A 20,623-nucleotide genomic window follows, 5' to 3' on the forward strand; every position below is an offset into this window, starting at 1 on the left:
GCCCTGTCTCGGACTCCCGGGTGTCGGTTTTCGTCATGCGGGTGCGGTCACTTCCTTCTTCCATTGCACGTACACCACTGCCACGTCGTCGGACAGTCCGCCGTTGCTCTCGGCGAGTTCTTCCGCACGTGCAATGAGGGAGTCGGTGAAATCGTTGGGTTCGAGGTCTGCGCAGGCCCGTGCCAGAGCAAGCAGGCCCTCCTCTCCGAGACGTTCTCGTCCTTCGCCGCGATGCCCCTCGAACAGTCCGTCGGTGAACAGGACGAGCGCAGCACCGGCCGGCAAGGTGATCTCGTGCACCGGCCAGGTCGAGAGACTCGGCACGAGGCCGAGCGCCGGCCCTCCCGGCGCCTCCAGCCAATCCACGCTACTGCCGTTTCGGAGCAGCAGACCCGGGTGTCCCGCTCGCATGACTTGCACGGTCCGGCGATCGGCCGACATCGAGAGGTTGGTCACAGAGGCGAAGATCCGGTTCCCCGCCCGTTCGGCGACGAGGATCTCCTCGAGCTTGTGCAGCCGGCGCGGTCCCGTGACTCCGGTAAGCACGAGAGTGCGCCACGCGATGCGCAGCCCGACCCCGAGTGCGGCCTCGTCCGGCCCGTGTCCGGAGACGTCGCCGATGAGGACGTGCACGGTGCCGTCCTCGGTCTGGACGACATCGTAGAAGTCACCACCGAGCAGCGCCGAGGTGCGGCCGGGCCGGTACCGGGCGACGACGTCGAAACCCGCATCGGGCTTCAACAGCGGGGACGGCAGCAATCCTCGCTCGAGGCGAGCGTTCTCCTGGGCGCGAAGTTGACCGGCCTGCAGCGCCGACGCGGCCTGTTCCGCTTGTTTTCGCTGGATCGCATACCGGACGGCGCGGCCGAACAAATCGGGCTCGACACGTCCCTTGACCAGGTAGTCCTGCGCACCGACCGACAGCGCCGCGAGCCCGGTCTGTTCCTCGGCCAAGCCGGTGAGTACGACGATCGGAACCGATTCGGCGACTTCCTTGACCTTGGCGACGGCTTCGAGGCCGCTGGCATCGGGGAGGTGGAGATCGAGCAGCACGCAATCCGGCATCCGGACGGCGAATTCCTCGCGCGCCGCGGCGAGCGACTGGACCCAAACAACCTTCATCTCGGGGGCGCTGTCGGCAACCAGTTCCTCTACGAGCAACGCGTCGCCAGGGTCGTCCTCGATGAGGAGTAGCGACGGATGGTACGTCGAGTCATCCGGTCGGTACACGTCCACGTTGGTCGTCCTTCCCTGCTGCATTCGAACAATACAGACACCCGTTTGGGTCGGTCCCGACGGCTGGGACGGCGTAATCTTCAACCTGTTTCTCGCATCTGTCGGCGCGATCTTGCATGATAGGGCGGTGAACGATCCACTTACCGCGCATCCTCATATGACTCTTTCGGCGTCGAGAGAGGGTTCCGTCGCTATCCTCTCGGTCAGCGGAGAGGTCGATATGACGAGTGCCCCCCTGCTGGAAGAGCAGGCGCTCACCCTCCTCGATACCGACGCGACAGCACTGGTCGTCGACCTCACCGCAGTCGACTTCCTGGCATCAATGGGCATCGCCCTGTTGGTCGAACTGTCCAAGCGTGCCGGTGACGACCGCCGTTTCGCGGTGGTCGCACACGGCAGCGCGACCGCCCGTCCGCTGGAACTGCTCGGTCTCGGCGAGGTGCTGGCAGTTCATCCTCGCCTCGCCGACGCAGTCGGCGCGCTCGCCGGTGGGGCGGAGGACTCCTCACCGCAGGCGTAACAGCATCGACGAACCGAGGAACCCATGTCGTCCGCCTTTGACGAGCCCGCATCGTTCACCCCCGAGGGCATCAGCCATCGGGGTGTGCGGGCCGATCCATCCGAGATCGCGCTTCTGCGTGGCACAATGCGGCGCTGGTTGGCCGACCTCCCCCTCGACGACGACCGTCGTCAGGACATCCTCCTGGCCAGCTACGAAGCGCTGGCCAATGCGGTCGAGCACGCGTATGCCCCGTCCGACCCGGACGCAACACTCGATTTCGAAGCGACCTATCACCGCGCCGAGGGGCAACTACACGTGCGCGTCTCCGATCACGGGGTGTGGCACGACGCACAAGACGACGAATCTCGGCGTTCCCGCGGCCACGGATTGACGCTGATCCGAAACCTGACCACCGACATGGTGGTCGAGCGGGAACCGGGTGGCACTGTGGTCGACATGCGGTGGTCCTTGGACGAGAAGGGCACCTCGGACGTCGTCTGACGTCCGAGGTGCCTTCGTCCACCACCCCTGATCGAGCCCTGACAGCTGTCCTGCTCGAGTGTCGGGCAGGTTCGGTGTCCACCGTCTGCACGCAGCGCGAGTGCCGGTCCGAACGCGCCCGCAAGCCGTCGCTAACCGGACGCGGCGAGCGCAGCGAGCACGGGGACGAGTTGCGCGAGCGCACGACCCCGATGCGACGAAGCGTCCTTCTCCTCCGCCGTGAGTTCCGCCGCGGTGCGCTCCTCCCCTTCAGGCTGGAATACCGGGTCGTACCCGAAGCCGTTCGCTCCGCGCGGTTCACGCACGATGTGGCCTCGCCACTCCCCCCGCACGACCGTCACTTCGGTCTCACCGTCCTGCGACGGGAACGCGAGCGCGCATGCGGAGACGAAAGCTGCGCCGCGCCGGTCCTCGGGGACGTCCTGTAGCTGGCCGAGAAGTAGCGCCGTGTTGGCGGCGTCGTCGCCGTGCCGTCCGCTCCACCGGGCCGACAGGACCCCGGGCATTCCGCGCAGGGCGTCCACTTCGAGTCCGGAGTCGTCGGCGATGCAGGGCATCCCGGTAGCGGCCGCGCCGTCCCGCGCCTTCGCCGCCGCGTTCTGTTCGAAGGTTGCTCCGGTTTCGGGTGCTTCCGGGAACGGGGGAACCTGATCTAGGCCGACCAGCTCGATTCCGTCGATGCCGGCGCTGTCGAGCACCCGCTGCAGTTCCCGGAGTTTCTTCGCGTTACGGCTTGCGACGAGTACTCGCACGGTCATGTCAGACTCCGAACTTCTTCTTCCCGTGGTCGGCGACCGCGGGAAGAACACCCGGATAGGGCTGAGCGAGAACCTCGCGCTGGATCCGGCAGAGTTCGTCGATGCCGGCGAGCGCCGAGTCGAGCAGCTTGTCGAGCGTCGTACGCGGGAAGGTCGCGCCTTCGCCGGTGCCCTGGACCTCCACGAGCGTGCCGGTGTCGGTGGCGACGACGTTCATGTCGACCTCCGCCCGGACGTCCTCCTCGTACGGCAGGTCGAGGCGAACGCGCCCGTCGACCACTCCGACGCTCACCGCGGCGACCTGGCACGAGATCGGCTGGGGATCGGCGAGGCGGCCCGCAGCGCGGAGCCAAGTCACGGCGTCGCTCAGCGCGACGTACGCGCCGGTGACGGCAGCTGTGCGAGTTCCTCCGTCCGCCTGCAACACGTCGCAGTCGATGGCGATGGTGTTCTCGCCGATCGCGGCGAGATCGATGCACGCGCGGAGGGAGCGGCCCACCAGGCGGCTGATCTCCTGGGTCCGGCCACCGAGCTTGCCCTTGACGGATTCGCGTCCGCTGCGGGTATGGGTGGCGGCGGGAAGCATCGCGTACTCCGCGGTGACCCAACCGAGCCCGGAGCCTTTCCGCCAGCGAGGCACGCCTTCTTCGACGCTCGCCGTACACATCACGCGGGTCTGCCCGAACTCGACGAGTACCGACCCGGCCGGATGGTTGGTGAATCCTCGGGTGATGCGGATGTTGCGGAGTTGGTCGTCCGCCCTGCCGTCTTCTCGTGTGGTCACGCACCGAGCCTAGGCGATGGCCGAGGCGGTCTCAGATGCGGTAGACGTCGCCGGCGGACACCGCGTGGACCGGGCCGGAGTACTCGGCCTTCGCCTCGGCGATGACGTCCTCACGCGAAGTCCAGGGCGGAATGTGAGTCAGGAGCAGTTCTCCGACACCCGCTCGGGTCGCGATCTGTCCGGCTTCGGTGCCGGACAGATGGATTCCTTCGGGGCGCTCCCCCGGAGAATGCGTCCAGGATGCTTCCGAGAGCAGCACGTCGGCGCCGCGCGCGAGATCGACCACCGCATCACACATGCCGGTGTCACCCGTGTAGACGAGCGTGCGCCCGGAATCACTCGTGACCCGGAATCCGTAGGCCTCCGGCGGATGCTGCATCCTCGCCGGAGTGATCTCGAGCGTGCCGAACCGGATCGGCTCGCCTTCGACGATGGTGCGCACATCGAGGGTGTCGCTCACATCGTCCGTTTCGCCGGGGGCTTCGGCGGACGCTGCGCCGATCCGTTGCGCCGTCCCACTGGGGCCGTACGCCAGGGTGCGGACGACGGGAGGGTTCGGCGAATACCGGCGCCACACCAGCAGACCGGGCAGATCGAGGCAGTGGTCGGCATGCAGATGCGACAACAGGACGGAGACTTCACCGGGATCCGCATGGCGCTGCAGGGCGCCGAGGACGCCGGGACCGAAATCGATGACCAGAGGCGGGGTGTCGGGCGCGGTCAACAGGTATCCGGATGCGGCGGAATCCGGCCCGGCCACACTGCCGGAGCACCCCAGAACGGTCATGCGCATACACGTCATGCTGCCATGCCGGAGGCCCCATGATGAAGCCAACGCGACATTTCACGCGCAGACTCACAGTTGCGACAAAGCTGTGACGTGCGGGCCCGGAGTGGACGGCGCACGCGGGACCTGGTTTCCGCTCAGCGTAGCGAAGGCGCGGTCGTCGTGCGCCGTGTGGCCCGAGCGCCTGAGGACAGGACCCAGGCAGCGAGGATGCCGCCGAGCGCCCCGAACAGGTGACCTTGCCACGAGATCCAGGGCTGACTCGGGAGGACTCCCCACAGCATCCCGCCGTACACGAACAGGACGACGATGCCGAGAAGGATCTGCCCCGCTTTGCGCGTGAAGATTCCGCGCACGATCAGGTAGGTGAGCCAGCCGAAGATCAGCGTCGAGGCGCCGATGTGGTTCTCGCCGGTCCCGGCGAACAGCCACGTGCCGATGCCACCGACGAGCCAGATGATCGCCGTGGCCGCGATGCCCCGCCCGATGCCGGAGAGCATGACGAGGAATCCGAGCACGAGCGCGGGAACGGTGTTGGCCGTCAGGTGTGCCCAGTCTGCGTGCAGGAGCGGCGCGAACAGGATCCCCCACAATCCGTCGCCGGTGCGAGGTTCCACACCCGCGGCGTCGAGGTCTGCGGGAAGGACAGTGTCCGCCGCTTCGATCCCGTAGAGGAGGACGAGGAACCCACCGGTCCAGAGCGCGGCGCGCTGCCAGATCGGCCTGTGCGTGGAGCCGGTGCCGTTACCGGTCGGGATGGTCATTGCTCCATTGTGGCCTTCTGGGCGGGATCAGGTCGTCGGCGAGCGGAATGCGGACGGAAAGACCTCGCGGTAGGACGGGATTCCGGCGACGCCGGTCGCCGCGAGGACCGCATCGACGATCGCTCGCTCGACGGCCTCCGCGGCGGCGACCCCCACCGCGGCGAGGACGGGCAGGCCCGGATCGAAGGCATCCGGTATGCCGGGGCCGTCGGGAAGGTGGGCTGTGCCGGTGGCGAGGCCGAAGATCGTGTCGCCGTCGAGCGGGGAGTGGGCGGGCCGTACGGCGCGGGCGAGTCCGTCGTGACCGGCGACCGCCATCCGCCGGCACGCCACCTTCGACAGCGGCGCGTCGGTCGCTACCACCCCGATGGTGGTGTTCAGGACGGTTCCCTTTTCGCCGAGGGCGCGCGCCGCGGCGACTTCGGACGCGATGGGCGTCGACATTCCCAGTTCTGCGGCGCGGGCGTATCCCAACCCCCAGGGCAGGCCGGTTTCGGGATCTGTCACCGAACCGACGGGGTTAGCGACCATGAGCGCGGCCACCGTCACTCCCGCGGCGGGTCCGTCGGTGATCCGCACGCTTGCCGAGCCGATTCCCCCTTTGAGAACCCCCGCCCGGGCGCCGGTTCCGGCGCCGACGGATCCGCGCGCGAGCGAGGTGTCGCCGGCGGCGGCAGCCGCCGCATACCCTGCGGCGGCATCCGGTCGCACGTCCCATGCCCCGACCGGGAGATCGAAGATCACCGCACCCGGGACGATCGGCACGACGGCGCCGGGCGCACCCATGGGAATGCCGCGGCCACGCTCTTCCAGGAATCGCATGACGCCGTCTGCGGCGGCGAGCCCGTAGGCGCTACCGCCGGTGAGCAGCACCGCGTCGACGCGCTGCACCGAATGGCTCGGGTCGAGCAGGTCGGTTTCCCGCGTGCCCGGCCCCCCGCCGCGTACGTCGACGGACGCTACCGCTGAGGACTCGGCGAGGACGACGGTGCATCCGGTGGCGGATCCGTGTCCGGGGACGCCGTCGTGCGCGAGACGAACGTCGGCGTCGAGGGCCTGCCAGTGCCCGACGCGCAGACCGGGCACATCGAGGATGGAGTCGGTCGGCCCGGCGACCGTCACGGCTGGAGGGCCTGTACCAGCGAATCCTGCACCCACGTGAGCCAGTGGTAGACGTCGAGATGCGGGGCGCGCGGATCGTCGTCGTCGAGAGTCTCGGGTGTGTCGTCGTCGATGTCGAGGGTCGCGCCGAGCGCAAGGCGGACGTCGTTGAGTCCGTACAGCCACGCTTCGGCCTGCTCGGGAGTCAGGACGACGCGGCCGCCGGACTCGGGCACGGTGCGCAGGATCATCGCCCCGGCGGCGAGTTTCGCATCGATGATGCTGGGCTCGTGGAGGCTGCGCATCGCGCCGTTGAGGTCGGCGGACTCGTCGTCGGCGTTCGTGGCCGCGTCCGGGTCGGGGCGATGGAAGTCGGGAAGCAGTCGCCGCACGGCCGGGATGTCCGGCGGGGTGGCGTTACCGGTGCGCAGTCCGGTCAGCTGGGCCAGATCGTCCTGCGGCGCCTGGCCGGCGCGATCCTCGAGCATGCCCAGCACGGATGCGACCAAAGACCTCAGGACCGACGCCTCGTGGGCGTCCATCTCCGAGCGAAGTTTCGGTCCGCTGAGCGAGTTCTTCCTGATCCACGGCCGCACGTCGGTCGGGTCCTCCTGTGGGTGGGGTCATTCGTCCCGTTGCATGGTCGCCCACAAACCGGCGGCATGGAGACGCTCTACATCGTGCTCCATCTTGTCACGCGTGCCACTCGAGACGACGGCCTTGCCCTCGTTGTGGACTTCGAGCATCAGTTCGGTGGCTTTGGCCTTGCTGTACCCGAACAGCTTCTGGAATATGAACGTCACGTAGTGCATCAGATTGACCGGGTCGTCCCAGACCACGGTGACCCATGGCCGGTCGACGGCCGCGGCCCCCTCGACCGCCTCGGCCTCGGCCGGGACGGCCTGGCCCGCTGCCATCATGCGGACGTCGAACTCATCTGTCGTGGACCCCGGCACCATAAGGTCCAGGGTACGACGTCGGCGCGCGTCGAAAAACCCGCCCACCGGCCCTCGATCTACAGTATTCGAGTGTCCGAAGCCACCTCCGCTGTGATTCCCGGCAGCACCGCACTGTTCACCGACAAATACGAACTGACGATGCTCGAAGCCGCACTGGCCGACGGGTCGGGTGATCGCCCCTGCGTATTCGAGGTGTTCGCCCGGCGCCTACCCAGCGGTCGCCGGTACGGCGTGGTCGCCGGTACCGGCCGCCTCATCGACGCCCTCGCGACGTTCACCTTCGGGGAGAGCGAACTGGCATCGGTGTCGAGGTTTCTGGCGCCCGGCACCGTCGAGTGGCTGCGAAACTTCCGTTTCTCCGGCGACATCGACGGTTATCGCGAAGGCGATTTCTACTTCCCCGGCTCCCCGATCCTGTCGGTGAGCGGGACGTTCGCCGAATGCGTGCTGCTCGAGACGCTGGTGCTGTCGATCTTCAACCACGACAGCGCGGTGGCGTCCGCGGCCGCACGGATGGTCAGCGTCGCCGACGGGCGCACCCTGATCGAGATGGGCTCGCGTCGCACGCACGAGGAAGCGGCGGTCGCTGCGACCCGCGCCGCGTATCTCGCGGGTTTCGACTCGACGTCGAATCTGGAAGCGGCACGTCGCTTCGGTATCCCCGCGGCGGGCACCGCGGCGCACGCGTTCACGCTGCTGCACACGACGTCCGCGGGCCGGGACGAGGCGTCGGCCTTCCGCAGCCAGGTCGAGACGCTCGGGGTGGATACCACGTTGCTGGTCGACACCTACGACATCACGGCCGGAGTGAACACCGCGATCGAGGTCGCGGGCCCCGGTCTCGGCGCCGTCCGCATCGACTCCGGTGATCTCGGTGTCCTCGCGCGGCAGGTCCGCCGTCAGCTCGACGGCCTCGGCGCGAACCGCACCAAGATCGTCATGTCGGGCGATCTCGACGAGTACGGAATCGCGGGCCTGCGCGCCGAGCCCGTGGACGCATACGGCGTCGGGACGTCGGTGGTGACCGGCTCGGGAGCTCCCACCGCGGGCATGGTCTACAAGCTCGTCGAGGTCGCGGGTATTCCGGTCGAGAAGCGCAGCGCCGCGAAGGAGTCGCGTGGCGGGGCGAAGAAGGCAGTGCGGTATGCGCGTCGCAGCGGCACACTCGTCGAGGAAGTGGTTTATCCGGCCGACCTCGATCGGGTCCCCGACGGTGACGGATCGGTCGTGCACGACCTGATGGTTCCTCTCGTCCGCGACGGTGACCCGGTCGGTGGTCTTCCGACGCTCGAGGAGAGCCGACGTTTCCTTTCCCGGGGCATGGTGAGCCTGCCGTGGGAGGGGATGACGTTGTCGGCCGGTGATCCCGCGATCCCGACCCGGTTCGTTCGCGCGAGGTAACCAGCCCGCGGGACCGGCGCCCGGTGGACGCACGGTGCCGTGTCCCGGATCGCCGCGGACCGCGTCGGCCGGACCCGAAACCTGACGGTGCTGCCCGCTACCCTTGACGGGTGCCCGATCTTCCCGAAGTGCCCGAGCTGTTGCGAACCGCGGTACACGCGCTGGGCGGCAAGGAACGACGGAACCAGCTGACCATGGCGTCGGCAGTGGCACACAGCATCGACACCGGCGAGCACCTGGCCGTCCAGGCCGGCACCGGTACCGGCAAGTCGCTTGCATATCTCGTTCCGAGTATCCGGTACGCGGTCCGCACCGGCCGCACCGTCGTCGTCTCCACTGCCACCATCGCGCTGCAACGACAACTCGTCGAGCGCGACCTTCCGCGGCTCGCAAAGGCGCTCACCGATTCGCTGGGCCGCAGGCCACGTTTCGCGATCCTCAAAGGCCGCGGAAATTATCTGTGCCTCAACAAGATTCATACCGGTCTCGCGGAAGAACCACCGGACACCGGGCTGTTCGACGCCTTCGCGCTCTCGCGCATCGGACGTGAGGTGCGCCGGGTCACCGAGTGGTCCTCCGAGACGGATACGGGCGACCGCGACGACCTGAGCCCCGGCGTTTCCGACCAGGCCTGGCGTCAGGTCAGCGTCACCGCGCGCGAATGTCTCGGCAAGTCGCGCTGCCCGGTGGGCGAGGACTGCTTCGCCGAGATCGCGCGCGCGGAAGCGGCGCAGGTCGACGTCGTCGTCACCAACCACGCGCTCCTCGCCATCGACGCGATCACCGGCATCCAGATCCTCCCCGAGCACGACGTGGTGGTCGTCGACGAGGCGCACGAACTCGTCGACCGGGTCACCGGGGTCGCCACCGCCGAACTGTCGGGCAGCAGCGTCTCCGCTGCCGCGCGACGGTGCCTCAAGCTCGCGGGAGACGAGGAAGTCGACCGGCTCGAGGGCGCCGCAGAAAACTGGGATGCCCTGCTCGACGAGCTTCCACCCGGACGGTGGGACGCGGTGCCCGACGGCGCGGGTGCCGCACTCGCCGCGATCCGCGACGCCGCGTGGGCGGTGCACACCTCGATCGGGTCGCCCAAACCCGGCATGGATCCTGAGGCCGCCGCGGCTCGCAGTCAGGCTCTCGCGGAGATCGACGACGTCCACGATTGCGCCGTGCGCATCCTGACGGCCTTCGACGAGCCCGATCCGTCGCAACGCAAGGATGTCGTCTGGCTCGCGGCCGACGAGTTCCGCGGCGTCGCCCGCCGCACTGTCCGGATGGCGCCGCTGTCGGTGGGCGGTCTGCTGCGCTCGAAGCTCTTCGGCGAATCGACGGTCGTCCTCACCTCCGCGACCTTGACCGTCGGTGGTTCGTTCGACGGTCTCGCCGTCGACTGGGGGCTTCCCCCGCAGTCTCCGAGCCGCAGCGACACCGCCGCGGCTTCCGGCGCGGAGCCGCCCTCGGACACGAGCACCCTGAAATGGAACGGCATCGACGTCGGATCGCCGTTCGACCACGAGAAATCCGGCATCCTCTACATCGCCAAGAAGCTGCCGCCGCCCGGCCGCGACGGGATGCCGCCGAGCCATCTCGACGAGATCGAGAAGCTGGTCACCGCTGCCGGCGGACGCACACTCGGGCTGTTCTCGTCGATGCGTGCGGCGAAGGCCGCCGCCGAGGCCTTGCGCGAACGTGTGGACACCCCGATCTTGTGTCAAGGCGACGACGCGACCGGCGCGCTGGTCGAGAAGTTCGCCGCCGACGAACCGACGAGCCTGTTCGGCACGCTGTCGTTGTGGCAGGGGGTCGACGTGCCCGGACCGTCACTGTCTCTGGTGATCATCGACCGCATCCCGTTTCCCCGGCCCGACGATCCCCTGCTCGTCGCCCGCCAGCGAGCGGTCGAGGCCCGCGGCGGCAACGGGTTCATGGCGGTCGCGGCGAACCACGCGGCGTTGCTCCTCGCTCAGGGCGTGGGCAGGCTGCTTCGCAGCACCGAGGACCGCGGCGTGATCGCGGTGCTCGATTCCCGGCTGGCGACCGCCCGGTACGGCAGCTACCTGCGCGCGTCGCTGCCGCCGTTCTGGGAGACGACCGACCCCGAAATCGTGCGCAAGGCATTGGCCCGCCTACGTGGCTGACCTGCGGGTGGATCCGGTTCGCGACGGAACGCGGATCCACCCGGTCGCACATCAGGGCAGGCGGACCATGCCGAACTCTGCCGGCGAGGCGAGCAGATCGTGGTGCGGCAACACCCGCACGGTGTAACCGACCGGTCCGGCCAGCGGCAACCTGACATCTGCCTCGAACACTTCACCGAACGATCCCTTGCCGGTGTGGGTCATCGGGATCGAGACGATGTCGCTGAGCGAGTCGTCCGATCCGACCCGGCCGATCACCGCCTGCACCTCGACGTCGTCGGGCGCGAGCGCTCCGAGTTCCACGTGGGCAGTGACCGCGAGCCTCGAGCCGATCTCGGGCACCTCGGGCAGCCCTTCGGTATCGACCTGCGCGACCCGCACCGACGGCCATGCCGCTTCGAGTCGCTCCCGGTACTCGGCGACGGCCTTCGCACCGGCGAAGTCGTCGGCCGCGACGGACCGCGCGGCCGCTGCCGCCGGAATGTAGTAGTCGACGGCGTAGTCGCGGACCATGCGCGAGGCGAGCACCTTCGGTCCCAAATTCTCGAGAGTGTGGCGCACCATCTCGATCCACCGGCCGGGCACTCCGTCCCCGTCGCGGTCGTAGAAGCGCGGAAGCACCGAACGTTCCAGCAGTTCGTACAGCGCATTCGCTTCGAGGTCGTCGCGGCGTACGTCGTCGACCCCGTCGGCGGTGGGGATCGCCCAGCCGTTCTCACCGTCGTACATCTCGTCCCACCATCCGTCGCGGATGGACAGGTTGAGTCCGCCGTTGAGCGCCGACTTCATGCCGGACGTCCCGCAGGCCTCCAGCGGACGGAGCGGGTTGTTGAGCCACACGTCGCAACCCCAGTAGAGGTAGCGCGCCATGGACATGTCGTAGTCGGGCAGGAACACCACGCGGTGCCGGACGTCGTACTCGTCGGCGAACCGCACGACCTGCTGGATGAGCGCCTTTCCACCGTCGTCGGCGGGATGGCTCTTGCCCGCGACGACCAGCTGGAGTGGCCGTTCGGGGTCGAGGAGCAGTGCCCGCAACCGCTCCGGGTCGCGCAGCATCAACGTCAGGCGCTTGTAGGTGGGCACGCGCCGCGCGAAACCGATGGTGAGGACACCGGGTTCGAAGACCGAATCGACCCAGCCCAGCTCGGCTTCGGTCGCACCGCGTTCGATCCACGAGTTGCGCAGACGACGACGCACTTCTTCGACGAGCATGCTTCGCAGGGTGTTGCGCATCTCCCACAGTTCGCGGGCGTCGACGGTCTGCAGCAGTTCCCATCCGCGCGATTCCTCGACGAGATCAGGTCCGGCCAGGCGATCGGCCAGGGCGAGCCATTCGCGCGCAGCCCAAGTGGGTGCGTGCACGCCGTTGGTGACGGATCCGATCGGAACCTCGGTGGCGTCGAACCCGGGCCACAGCTCCTCGAACATGTTCCGGCTGACCGCGCCGTGCAGCTTCGAGACGCCGTTGCAGCGTTGCCCGAGCCGCAGTCCGAGGTGGGCCATGTTGAACACGTCCGGGTCGGACTCGCGGCCCAGAGCGAGAATGCGGTCGACGGTGAGACCCGGCAGGAGCGCCGACTCGTTCTCGCCGTTACGCCCCGAGAAATAGTGGCGCACAAGGTCGATCGGGAACCGGTCGATACCGGCGGGCACGGGCGTGTGCGTGGTGAAGACGGTTCCGGCCCGGACCGCGGCAAGCGCCTCGTCGAAATCGAGGCCTGTGCCCGTGACAAGTTCGCGGATGCGCTCGGCACCGAGGAAGCCCGCGTGTCCCTCGTTCATGTGGAACACGTCGGGGTCCGGCAGGCCGGCGATCCGGGTGTAGGCACGGACGGCACGCACACCGCCGATCCCGGCGAGGATCTCCTGCTTGATGCGGTGGTCCTGGTCGCCTCCGTAGAGCCGATCGGTGACCCCGCGGAGTTCTTCGTCGTTGCTCGCGATGTCCGAGTCGAGCAGCAGCAGCGGCACCCGGCCGATCTGGGCGATCCACACCCGCGCGTCGAGGGTGCGCCCGCCCGGAATCTCGACCTGGACGAGCGCCGTGGAGCCGTCGGCCTCCGTGAGCAATTTGATCGGCAGCCCCTGCGGGTCGTATGCCGGATAGTGCTCGACCTGCCATCCATCTGCGCTGAGCGACTGCCGGAAATAGCCGGAGCGGTAGAGCAATCCGACGCCGATCAGCGGCAGGCCCAGGTCCGAAGCCGCCTTGAGGTGGTCACCGGCGAGGATGCCGAGTCCGCCGGAGTAGTTGGGGAGGACTTCGGAGACGCCGAACTCCATGGAGAAGTACGCAATCCCCGCGGGCACGGCGGTGCCGCGTTCCTGTTGCTGCTGGTACCACCGGGGGCGGGACAGATAGTGGTCGAGATCGGCGGCGGCGGCGTCGAGCCGGACGAGGAATTCCTCGTTCTCCGCGAGGGCGTCGAGCCGCTCCGGTGGGACCTCGCCGAGCAGTCGGACGGGGTCGCTACCGCATCGCTCCCACAACTCGGGATCGACCGCGGCGAACAGATCCTGGGTCTCCGGATGCCACGACCATCTCAGGTTGGCGGTCAGTGTCCCCAACGCAGCGAGTCGCTCGGGAAGGTGGGCTCGTACGGTGAACCGACGCAAGGCTTTCACTCTGGGAAGCCTACCCATGTCCGCCGCGGCGCGGCGCCTTCGGTGCCGGAACCGAGGACAGGGAGGACATATCCCCCGGCCCCATTCGAACAGCCCCGACAAATCCGGCTCGGCCGGATGTGCACGCCCATGCGCTCGTCCTTTCGGATTGCCTCCGCGGAGACGTGGATCCGTACGGGAAAGAGGTTATGGAACGCCGCATTGCGCCTGGGTCACGCGCTGTGAACCGTGGGTAACCGATACGGTTCGTCACGCCCGATTCCGGGTATTCCGAGGTCACGATCAATGGTCGGCCGCGGGCCGCCGCCTCCATTACGGTTGACACAACACACGGCCGCAGTACGCCCCGGTCCCGGGTACGTCCCGGGCCCCGCACGGAACGGAGCAAGCGTGACAGGTCGCCTCGGCATCGACGACGTCCAACCCTCGATCGAAGGTGGGCGGTATCCCACCAAAGCGGTCGTCGGCGAGGTGGTACCGGTATCGGCAGTGGTGTGGCGCGAGGGCCACGACGCCATCGCCGCGACGCTGACCGTCCGCGGCCCTGCCACCGCCCCGGCGCCTGCGGCCAAACCGACGCGGATCCCGATGACGCCGGGGGCCGAACCCGACACCTTCCACGCGGTGTTCGCCCCTACCGCGCCCGGGATCTGGACGTACCGCATCGAGGCATGGAGCGATCCGGTGTCCACCTGGCGTCACGCGGTCGACGCCAAAATAACTGCGGGACAAGGCCCCGAGGATCTCGCGAACGATCTCGAGAGCGGCGCAAGGATTTTCGAGAAAGCCGCACGGGGCGTACTGCGCGGAAATCGCCCCACCCTGCTGGCCGTCGCCGCGTCGCTGCGCTCCGAACTCCCACTGGCAGAGCGGGTCGCTCCGGCCTTCTCCGCGGATGTCACCGAGATCCTGCGGGCTCAGCCGCTGCGTGAACTGCTCACACGCGGAAGAGCTTTCACTCTGGTGGTCGATCGGACGCGGGCTTTGTTCGGCTCGTGGTACGAGTTCTTTCCTCGTTCGACCGGTGGCTGGAACGAGGACGGCACGCCGCGGCACGGCACCTTCGAGACCGCGGCCGACGATCTCCCGCGCATCGCCGCCATGGAGTTCGACGTCGTCTATCTGCCGCCGATCCACCCGATCGGCCGGATCAACCGCAAGGGACCCAACAACACCCTCGTGGCGGGACCGGACGACGTGGGTTCGCCCTGGGCCATCGGTGCAGAGGAGGGCGGCCACGACGCGATCCACCCGCAACTCGGCGACGAGGACAGTTTCCTGGCATTCCGGGAGCGGGCCGAGGCCCTCGGCCTCGAGGTCGCGCTCGATCTCGCGCTGCAGTGCGCCCCGGATCACCCGTGGGCCCGTGACCATCCGGAATGGTTCACCGTTCTCCCGGACGGCACCATCGCCTACGCCGAGAACCCGCCCAAGAAGTACCAGGACATCTACCCGGTGAACTTCGACAACGACCGGGACGGGATCTACGCGGAAGTCCTGCGCGTCGTGCGACATTGGATCTCCTTGGGAGTCAAGATATTCCGGGTCGACAACCCGCACACCAAGCCACCGGACTTCTGGGAGTGGCTCATCGCCGAGGTCAAGAAGTCCGACCCGGACGTGTTGTTCCTGGCGGAAGCGTTCACCAGGCCCGCGCGCATGTACGGGCTGGCCCGACGCGGATTCACGCAGTCCTACACGTACTTCACCTGGCGTGTCGCGAAGTGGGAACTGACCGAGTTCGGACGCGAGATCGCAGACAAGGCGGACGAGGCCCGCCCCAACCTGTTCGTCAACACTCCGGACATCCTCCACGAGACGCTCCAGCACGGCGGGCCCGGCATGTTCGCCCTGCGGGCCGCACTCGCCGCGACGCTGTCCCCCACCTGGGGGGTCTACTCGGGATACGAACTGTACGAGCACCTCGCCGTCCGTCCCGGCAGCGAGGAATACCTCGACTCGGAGAAGTACCAGTTGCGTCCACGCCGGTTCGACGAAGCGCGCCGGCGCGGCGAGTCGCTCGAGCCGTGGCTGACGACCCTGAACCGAATCCGGCGCGCGCATCCCGCGCTACAGCAACTGCGGAACATCACCTTCCACCACATCGACAACGACGCCCTGATCGCGTATTCGAAGCACGACCCCGTCACCGGCGACGCGGTGCTCGTCATCGTGAACCTCAACCCGTACGGCGCCGAGGAAGGCACCGTCTGGCTGGACATGCCGTCGATCGGTCGCGAGTGGCAGGACCACCTCTCCGTTTACGACGAGGTGAGCGGGGAACAGTACACGTGGGGCCAAGCCAACTATGTTCGGCTGGAGCCATGGAAATCGGTCGCGCACATTCTGGTCCTGCCCCCGATCGGGATTCCGACCCGATCGACTCTCGCCTACAGGAGACTCACGTGACAGTGCCCCCACCGCCTTCCGCCGAGGAACCACCGCGCCGGCGGCACAGCCCGCGCCCGGAGGATCTCGCGCGGTTGGCCGCCGGTGAGCACCACGATCCGCACGCCGTTCTAGGTGCGCACCCGCACGCGGAAGGCACGGTCGTGCGCACATTGCGTCCGGGCGCGGAGAAGGTCGCTGCCCGCATCGGCGGTGTCGACTACCCCCTCGAGGCGGTGGGCAACGATGTCTTCAGTGCCCTGGTCCCCCAGTTCGACCTGGCCGACTATCGCCTCGTCGTCACCTATCCGTTCGACCACACCGAAGTCGTCGCCGACGGATACCGATTCCTGCCGACGCTCGGCGAGCTCGACCGTCACCTGTTCAACGAGGGACGGCACGAGCGCCTGTGGGAAATTCTCGGCGCGCACCCGCGTCATTACGACACACCCGACGGGCCCGTGACCGGCACCTCCTTCGCCGTGTGGGCGCCGAACGCGCGCGGAGTCACCGTCATCGGCGACTTCGACGGCTGGGGCGGGCGCACAGCACCCATGCGGGTGCTGGGGTCGAGCGGGGTGTGGGAGGTCTTCATCCCCGGTGTCGAACCGGGTGCGCTCTACAAGTACCGCGTGCACGGGCACGACGGTTCGGTGGTCGACAAAGCCGACCCGATGGCCTTCGCCGCGGAGGTGCCACCCTCCACCGCTTCACGGGTAATCGAGAGCAACTACACCTGGCTCGACGACGAGTGGGTGGCCGCGCGGGCGGTGTCCGAGCCGTTGCGTGAGGCGATGTCGGTGTACGAGGTACATCTCGGGTCATGGCGGCCCGGCCTGACCTACGTCGAACTGGCCGACCAACTCGCCGAGTACATCCTCGAAACCGGCTTCACGCACGTCGAACTCCTGCCGGTCGCCGAGCACCCGTTCGGCGGGTCCTGGGGTTATCAGGTCACCTCCTATTACGCTCCGACCTCACGTTTCGGCACCCCCGACGAATTCCGCGAGTTCGTCGATCGGCTTCACGCCGCAGGAGTCGGCGTGATCATGGACTGGGTTCCGGCCCACTTCCCGAAGGATCAGTGGGCACTCGCCCGGTTCGACGGAACGCCGCTGTACGAACATGCCGATCCGCAACGCGGCGAACAGCTGGACTGGGGAACCTACGTCTTCGACTACGGACGAGCCGAGGTGCGCAACTTCCTGGTCGCGAACGCGCTGTACTGGATCGAGGAGTTCCACATCGACGGCCTGCGCGTCGACGCGGTCGCCTCGATGCTCTATCTCGACTACTCGCGGCCGGACGGCGGGTGGACCCCGAACATCTACGGAGGTCGCGAGAATCTCGAGGCCGTCGGGTTCCTCCAGGAACTCAACGCGACGATCCACAAGCACCACGCGGGGGTCGTGACGGTCGCCGAGGAGTCGACTTCGTGGCCGGGTGTCACACGTCCGACCAACGTCGGCGGGCTCGGGTTCACCATGAAATGGAACATGGGCTGGATGCACGACACCCTCGGCTACCTCTCGCGCGACCCGGTGCACCGCACGTTCCATCACCACGAGATCACGTTCTCGCTGATGTACGCGTGGAGCGAGAACTTCGTCCTGCCCATCAGTCACGACGAGGTGGTGCACGGCAAAGGCACGCTGTGGACCCGTCTTCCGGGCGACGACGAGACGCGGGCCGCGGGTCTGCGGTCGCTGCTCGCCTACATGTGGGCGCATCCGGGCAAACAACTGCTGTTCATGGGGCAGGAGTTCGGGCAGGTCGCCGAGTGGTCGGAGGAACGCGGACTCGACTGGTGGCAGCTCGATCAGCCACTCCACCGCGGTATCCAGAAGCTCGTCGGCGACCTCAACCGCACCTACCGGGCGCATCCGGCGCTGTACACACTCGACAGCGCACCGGACGGGTACTCGTGGATCGATGCGAACGACGCCCACAACAACGTGCTGAGTTTCCTGCGGTACGGCATCGACGGTTCGGTCGTCGCGTGCCTGCACAACTTCTCCGGGACCACCCACGCCGACTATTGTGTCGGTTTACCCGAACCCGGCACATGGGAAGAGATTCTCAACACGGATGCGACCGCCTACCACGGTCACGGCACCGGAAACCTCGGTGCGGTGGAGGCGACAGAGCATTCGTGGCACGGGCGTCCTGCGTCGGCTCGGGTGACCTTGCCCGCGCACGGTGCCATCTGGCTGTCGTTGCGGGGGTGACCCGCACGCGACGAAGGAGCACCACAACGTGAGACGGACACGACGGTTCGAGCGGGTGGCGGTGCCCGTGATGGCCGTGGTTCTGCTGGCGGGGTGTGCTCAACAGGTCGGCGGCACGGCCGTGTCGATATACGACAACCCTTTCACGGTAGCCGGTCTGCCCGTCACGAACGGTTACAGCGGGCCCCGCGTCGGTGTTCTCGACGCCGACGTCGTCGTCGAGAACACCGACGGCGGCCCCGTCGATGTTCTGGCGGGCAACGCGATCGGCGACATCGAGGACTACTGGCGCGAGGAGTTCAGGAGCATCGCCAAGGGCTCGTTCGAGCCGGTGTCCACGATCATGTCGTGGGATCCGTCCGAACGGCGCGGCCCCCGCTTCTGCGGGGAACCGACCTTCGACTTCGTCAATGCCGCGTACTGCAGTCCCGGCGACGTCATCGGCTGGGACCGGTCCTACCTGATGCCTCAGCTGATCGACGACTTCGGGCCCATGGCCGCCGTGATGGTGCTCGCCCACGAGTACGGTCACGCGATCCAGTACTCGGCGGGGCTGATCGCCGACGACGACCCGGGCATCGTGTTCGAGCAGCAGGCCGACTGCTTCGCCGGCGCGTTCATGCGTCATGTGGCAGAGGGCCGTGCGGCACACTTCGAACTCGACACCTCCGACGGCCTGAACAATGTGCTCGCGTCGATGCTGCTGTTCCGCGACACCGATCCCAACGACCCGGACTCCATCCACGGGTCAGCGTTCGAGCGGGTCACGGCCGTCCAGATCGGGTTCACCGACGGCGCAGGGGCCTGCGCCCAGATCGATGCCGCAGAGATCGAGACGCGACGGGCGGACCTGCCGCAATACTTCGACGGCAGCGACGACGGGGAGCTCGCGGTCACCGCGGAGTCCGTGGACCTGATCTTCCATTCGTTCGACCGCGTCTTCGAACTGGCGAACCCGCCGAGGCTCGACCTGTCCGGCGCGGACCTCGACTGCGCGGATGCCGCGGCCACGTCACCGGTCTCGTACTGCCCGGCGACGAACACCGTGGGAGTCGACCTCGAGGAACTCGCCGAGCGCGGCACCCCCACGACGGCGGGGAACGACGAGTTCGATGCCGACGTCCGCGGCGACTACAACGCGTACGTGCTGGTCGCGTCCCGGTACGCGTTGGCCGTGCAGCACTCCAACGGGCAATCGCTCACCGATCCGCGCACGGCTTTGCGCGCGGCATGTCTGTCCGGCGTCATCAGTGCCGCACTGAGTCCGATGAGCGCGCTCGCGGCCGAACTCGAGCCCGACGCGGAAATGGTGTGGCTCTCCCCCGGGGATCTCGACGAGGCGGTCTCCGGGCTGCTCACCGACGGCCTGGCCGCCAGCGACGTCAACGGAACCACCGTGCCCAGCGGCTTTTCGCGGGTCGACGCGTTCCGTACGGGGGTGCTCGGCGGCGAGGCAGCCTGCAACGGCCGCTACCGATAAGCAGCGGCCGTTGGGGCGGTCTCGGTTCCGGTCGGCCTCGGGGGCTAGTACAACGCCATCGCGAGCTTGCGACGCGCCGCGACCACGAAATCCTCGGCCGGGTCGAACAACTCGAACAGTTCGAGCAGCCGGGTCCGTGCCGCGGTGCGTTCGTCGCCGGCACTGCGGCGCACGAACTCGATCAACCGCGTGAACGCCGCTACCGGATCCTGAGCGAACAGTTCGGCGTCCGCCGCTGCCAGTTGCGCGTCGAGGTCTGCGGGGGCGGCGTCCGCACGTGCGACCGCGTCCTCCGGCAGGTTCTGGGCGCGCCCGAGGAACCTGACCTGCCGCAACGCGGCCTGCGCGTCGGTGTTGTTCGGTTCGGAGTTGAGGATCAGCCGGTACGCGGCCTCGGCGCCCTCGAAATCACCCTGCTCGAGAGCCTGTTCGGCCGCCTCGAAGCGGGGGTCCGCAGGTTGCTCGGAAGGCTCACCGTCGGCGCTCGGCGGTCCGGTGAGTTTGCCGGCGACGGCCTCGCGGATCGCGTCGAGCCACTGCCGAAGCGCGGCTTCGGGCTGGACACCCTGGAAATCGGCGAGGGGCTGCCCGGCGGCGAGCGCGACGACGGTGGGTACCGACTGCACACCGAACGCCTGCGCGATACGCGGATTGGCGTCGACGTCGACCTTCGCGAGCACCCATTCGCCGCCGGCTTCGGCGGCGAGCTTTTCGAGCGTCGGGGTCAGCTGCTTGCAGGGTTCACACCACGTCGCCCAGAGATCGACGATCACGGGAACCTGCATCGACCGTTCGAGAACCTCCGCCTCGAACGTGGCTTCGGTGACGTCGATGATCGACGCGATCGTGCCGGGGGTGCCGTTGTCGCTCGGCGGAGGTGGCGGCGGGGCGGTGGCCCTCGCCTTGAGCGGCGCGAGATCCACCGCGCCGGACATTGCTGCGGCTGCAGCAGCGGAACGTGCTGGACG

At 68.0% G+C, this 20,623-nt stretch carries 17 protein-coding genes; 7 read left to right on the forward strand and 10 right to left on the reverse strand.

What is annotated here, in order from left to right:
* Nucleotides 1–33: 33 nt before the first annotated feature.
* The gene (locus RDCOP1_RS04235; protein ID WP_174555753.1) at nt 34–1,260 is read right to left on the reverse strand and encodes a PP2C family protein-serine/threonine phosphatase; all 1,227 of its coding nucleotides are present in this window, start codon (nt 1,258–1,260) and stop codon (nt 34–36) included.
* A 133-nt stretch (nt 1,261–1,393) separates the two neighbouring features.
* Between RDCOP1_RS04235 and RDCOP1_RS04240 the strand changes: the two genes are divergently transcribed.
* Together RDCOP1_RS04240 and RDCOP1_RS04245 are read left to right on the forward strand one after the other, a co-directional pair.
* On the forward strand, nt 1,394–1,756 hold the full coding sequence (locus RDCOP1_RS04240) for an STAS domain-containing protein (protein ID WP_084722347.1): 363 nt from the start codon (nt 1,394–1,396) through the stop codon (nt 1,754–1,756).
* 24 nt (nt 1,757–1,780) lie between these two features.
* Entirely contained in the window at nt 1,781–2,239 is a 459-nt protein-coding gene (locus RDCOP1_RS04245; protein WP_072698744.1) for an ATP-binding protein, read from the forward strand.
* Nucleotides 2,240–2,370: 131 nt separating this feature from the next.
* On the opposite strand, the gene rdgB is transcribed toward RDCOP1_RS04245, so the two are convergent.
* From rdgB to clpS, 7 genes are all read right to left on the reverse strand, one after another.
* A complete protein-coding gene (gene rdgB, locus RDCOP1_RS04250; protein WP_072698745.1) occupies nt 2,371–2,997 on the reverse strand; it encodes an RdgB/HAM1 family non-canonical purine NTP pyrophosphatase in 627 nt (208 codons plus the stop codon).
* 1 nt (nt 2,998) lies between these two features.
* The gene (gene rph / locus RDCOP1_RS04255; RefSeq protein ID WP_072698746.1) at nt 2,999–3,781 is read right to left on the reverse strand and encodes a ribonuclease PH; all 783 of its coding nucleotides are present in this window, start codon (nt 3,779–3,781) and stop codon (nt 2,999–3,001) included.
* A 31-nt stretch (nt 3,782–3,812) separates the two neighbouring features.
* Nucleotides 3,813–4,574 (reverse strand): cyclic nucleotide-degrading phosphodiesterase, encoded by a 762-nt coding sequence (locus RDCOP1_RS04260; RefSeq protein ID WP_072698747.1) that lies wholly within the window; start codon nt 4,572–4,574, stop codon nt 3,813–3,815.
* A gap of 131 nt (nt 4,575–4,705) precedes the next feature.
* Nucleotides 4,706–5,332: a rhomboid family intramembrane serine protease gene (locus RDCOP1_RS04265; protein ID WP_072698748.1), complete on the reverse strand. Its 627-nt coding sequence runs from the start codon at nt 5,330–5,332 to the stop codon at nt 4,706–4,708.
* Between the two features lie 27 nt (nt 5,333–5,359).
* The gene (locus RDCOP1_RS04270) at nt 5,360–6,454 is read right to left on the reverse strand and encodes a P1 family peptidase (protein WP_072698749.1); all 1,095 of its coding nucleotides are present in this window, start codon (nt 6,452–6,454) and stop codon (nt 5,360–5,362) included.
* Entirely contained in the window at nt 6,451–6,975 is a 525-nt protein-coding gene (aosR, locus tag RDCOP1_RS04275) for an oxidative stress transcriptional regulator AosR (RefSeq protein WP_239537408.1), read from the reverse strand. Before aosR ends, RDCOP1_RS04270 begins: the two co-directional genes overlap by 4 nt.
* A gap of 81 nt (nt 6,976–7,056) precedes the next feature.
* Nucleotides 7,057–7,392, reverse strand: a complete 336-nt coding sequence (clpS, locus tag RDCOP1_RS04280; RefSeq protein WP_072698915.1) for an ATP-dependent Clp protease adapter ClpS — start codon at nt 7,390–7,392, stop codon at nt 7,057–7,059.
* Nucleotides 7,393–7,461: 69 nt separating this feature from the next.
* Between clpS and RDCOP1_RS04285 the strand changes: the two genes are divergently transcribed.
* Nucleotides 7,462–8,793: a nicotinate phosphoribosyltransferase gene (locus RDCOP1_RS04285; RefSeq protein WP_111731577.1), complete on the forward strand. Its 1,332-nt coding sequence runs from the start codon at nt 7,462–7,464 to the stop codon at nt 8,791–8,793.
* Nucleotides 8,794–8,903: 110 nt separating this feature from the next.
* On the forward strand, nt 8,904–10,931 hold the full coding sequence (locus RDCOP1_RS04290; protein WP_072698751.1) for an ATP-dependent DNA helicase: 2,028 nt from the start codon (nt 8,904–8,906) through the stop codon (nt 10,929–10,931).
* A gap of 51 nt (nt 10,932–10,982) precedes the next feature.
* Here the strand turns inward: RDCOP1_RS04290 and glgP are convergent, their stop codons facing one another.
* Nucleotides 10,983–13,559: an alpha-glucan family phosphorylase gene (gene glgP / locus RDCOP1_RS04295; RefSeq protein ID WP_072698752.1), complete on the reverse strand. Its 2,577-nt coding sequence runs from the start codon at nt 13,557–13,559 to the stop codon at nt 10,983–10,985.
* Nucleotides 13,560–13,949: 390 nt separating this feature from the next.
* Between glgP and RDCOP1_RS04300 the strand changes: the two genes are divergently transcribed.
* The 3 genes from RDCOP1_RS04300 to RDCOP1_RS04310 are packed head-to-tail and all read left to right on the forward strand — an operon-like array spanning nt 13,950 to nt 19,655.
* Nucleotides 13,950–15,968: a maltotransferase domain-containing protein gene (locus RDCOP1_RS04300; protein WP_072698753.1), complete on the forward strand. Its 2,019-nt coding sequence runs from the start codon at nt 13,950–13,952 to the stop codon at nt 15,966–15,968.
* A complete protein-coding gene (gene glgB, locus RDCOP1_RS04305; protein WP_072698754.1) occupies nt 15,965–18,175 on the forward strand; it encodes a 1,4-alpha-glucan branching protein GlgB in 2,211 nt (736 codons plus the stop codon). Before RDCOP1_RS04300 ends, glgB begins: the two co-directional genes overlap by 4 nt.
* 28 nt (nt 18,176–18,203) lie before the next feature.
* Nucleotides 18,204–19,655 carry a neutral zinc metallopeptidase gene (locus tag RDCOP1_RS04310; RefSeq protein ID WP_072698755.1) on the forward strand — a complete coding sequence of 484 codons (1,452 nt, stop codon included), beginning with the start codon at nt 18,204–18,206 and terminating at the stop codon, nt 19,653–19,655.
* A gap of 44 nt (nt 19,656–19,699) precedes the next feature.
* Here the strand turns inward: RDCOP1_RS04310 and RDCOP1_RS04315 are convergent, their stop codons facing one another.
* On the reverse strand, nt 19,700–20,590 hold the full coding sequence (locus tag RDCOP1_RS04315) for a tetratricopeptide repeat protein (protein WP_072698756.1): 891 nt from the start codon (nt 20,588–20,590) through the stop codon (nt 19,700–19,702).
* Nucleotides 20,591–20,623 lie beyond the last annotated feature (33 nt).

The organism is Rhodococcus coprophilus NBRC 100603 (assembly GCF_001895045.1).
Lineage (GTDB): Bacteria > Actinomycetota > Actinomycetes > Mycobacteriales > Mycobacteriaceae > Rhodococcus > Rhodococcus coprophilus.

Coding starts and splice junctions, on each gene's coding strand:
- RDCOP1_RS04235 (WP_174555753.1), bottom strand. CDS start 1,260: ATGCAGCAGGGAAGGACGACCAACGTGGACGTGTACCGACCGGATGAC.
- RDCOP1_RS04240 (WP_084722347.1), top strand. CDS start 1,394: ATGACTCTTTCGGCGTCGAGAGAGGGTTCCGTCGCTATCCTCTCGGTC.
- RDCOP1_RS04245 (WP_072698744.1), top strand. CDS start 1,781: ATGTCGTCCGCCTTTGACGAGCCCGCATCGTTCACCCCCGAGGGCATC.
- rdgB (WP_072698745.1), bottom strand. CDS start 2,997: ATGACCGTGCGAGTACTCGTCGCAAGCCGTAACGCGAAGAAACTCCGG.
- RDCOP1_RS04260 (WP_072698747.1), bottom strand. CDS start 4,574: ATGCGCATGACCGTTCTGGGGTGCTCCGGCAGTGTGGCCGGGCCGGAT.
- RDCOP1_RS04265 (WP_072698748.1), bottom strand. CDS start 5,332: ATGACCATCCCGACCGGTAACGGCACCGGCTCCACGCACAGGCCGATC.
- aosR (WP_239537408.1), bottom strand. CDS start 6,975: ATGGACGCCCACGAGGCGTCGGTCCTGAGGTCTTTGGTCGCATCCGTG.
- clpS (WP_072698915.1), bottom strand. CDS start 7,392: ATGGTGCCGGGGTCCACGACAGATGAGTTCGACGTCCGCATGATGGCA.
- RDCOP1_RS04315 (WP_072698756.1), bottom strand. CDS start 20,590: ATGTCCGGCGCGGTGGATCTCGCGCCGCTCAAGGCGAGGGCCACCGCC.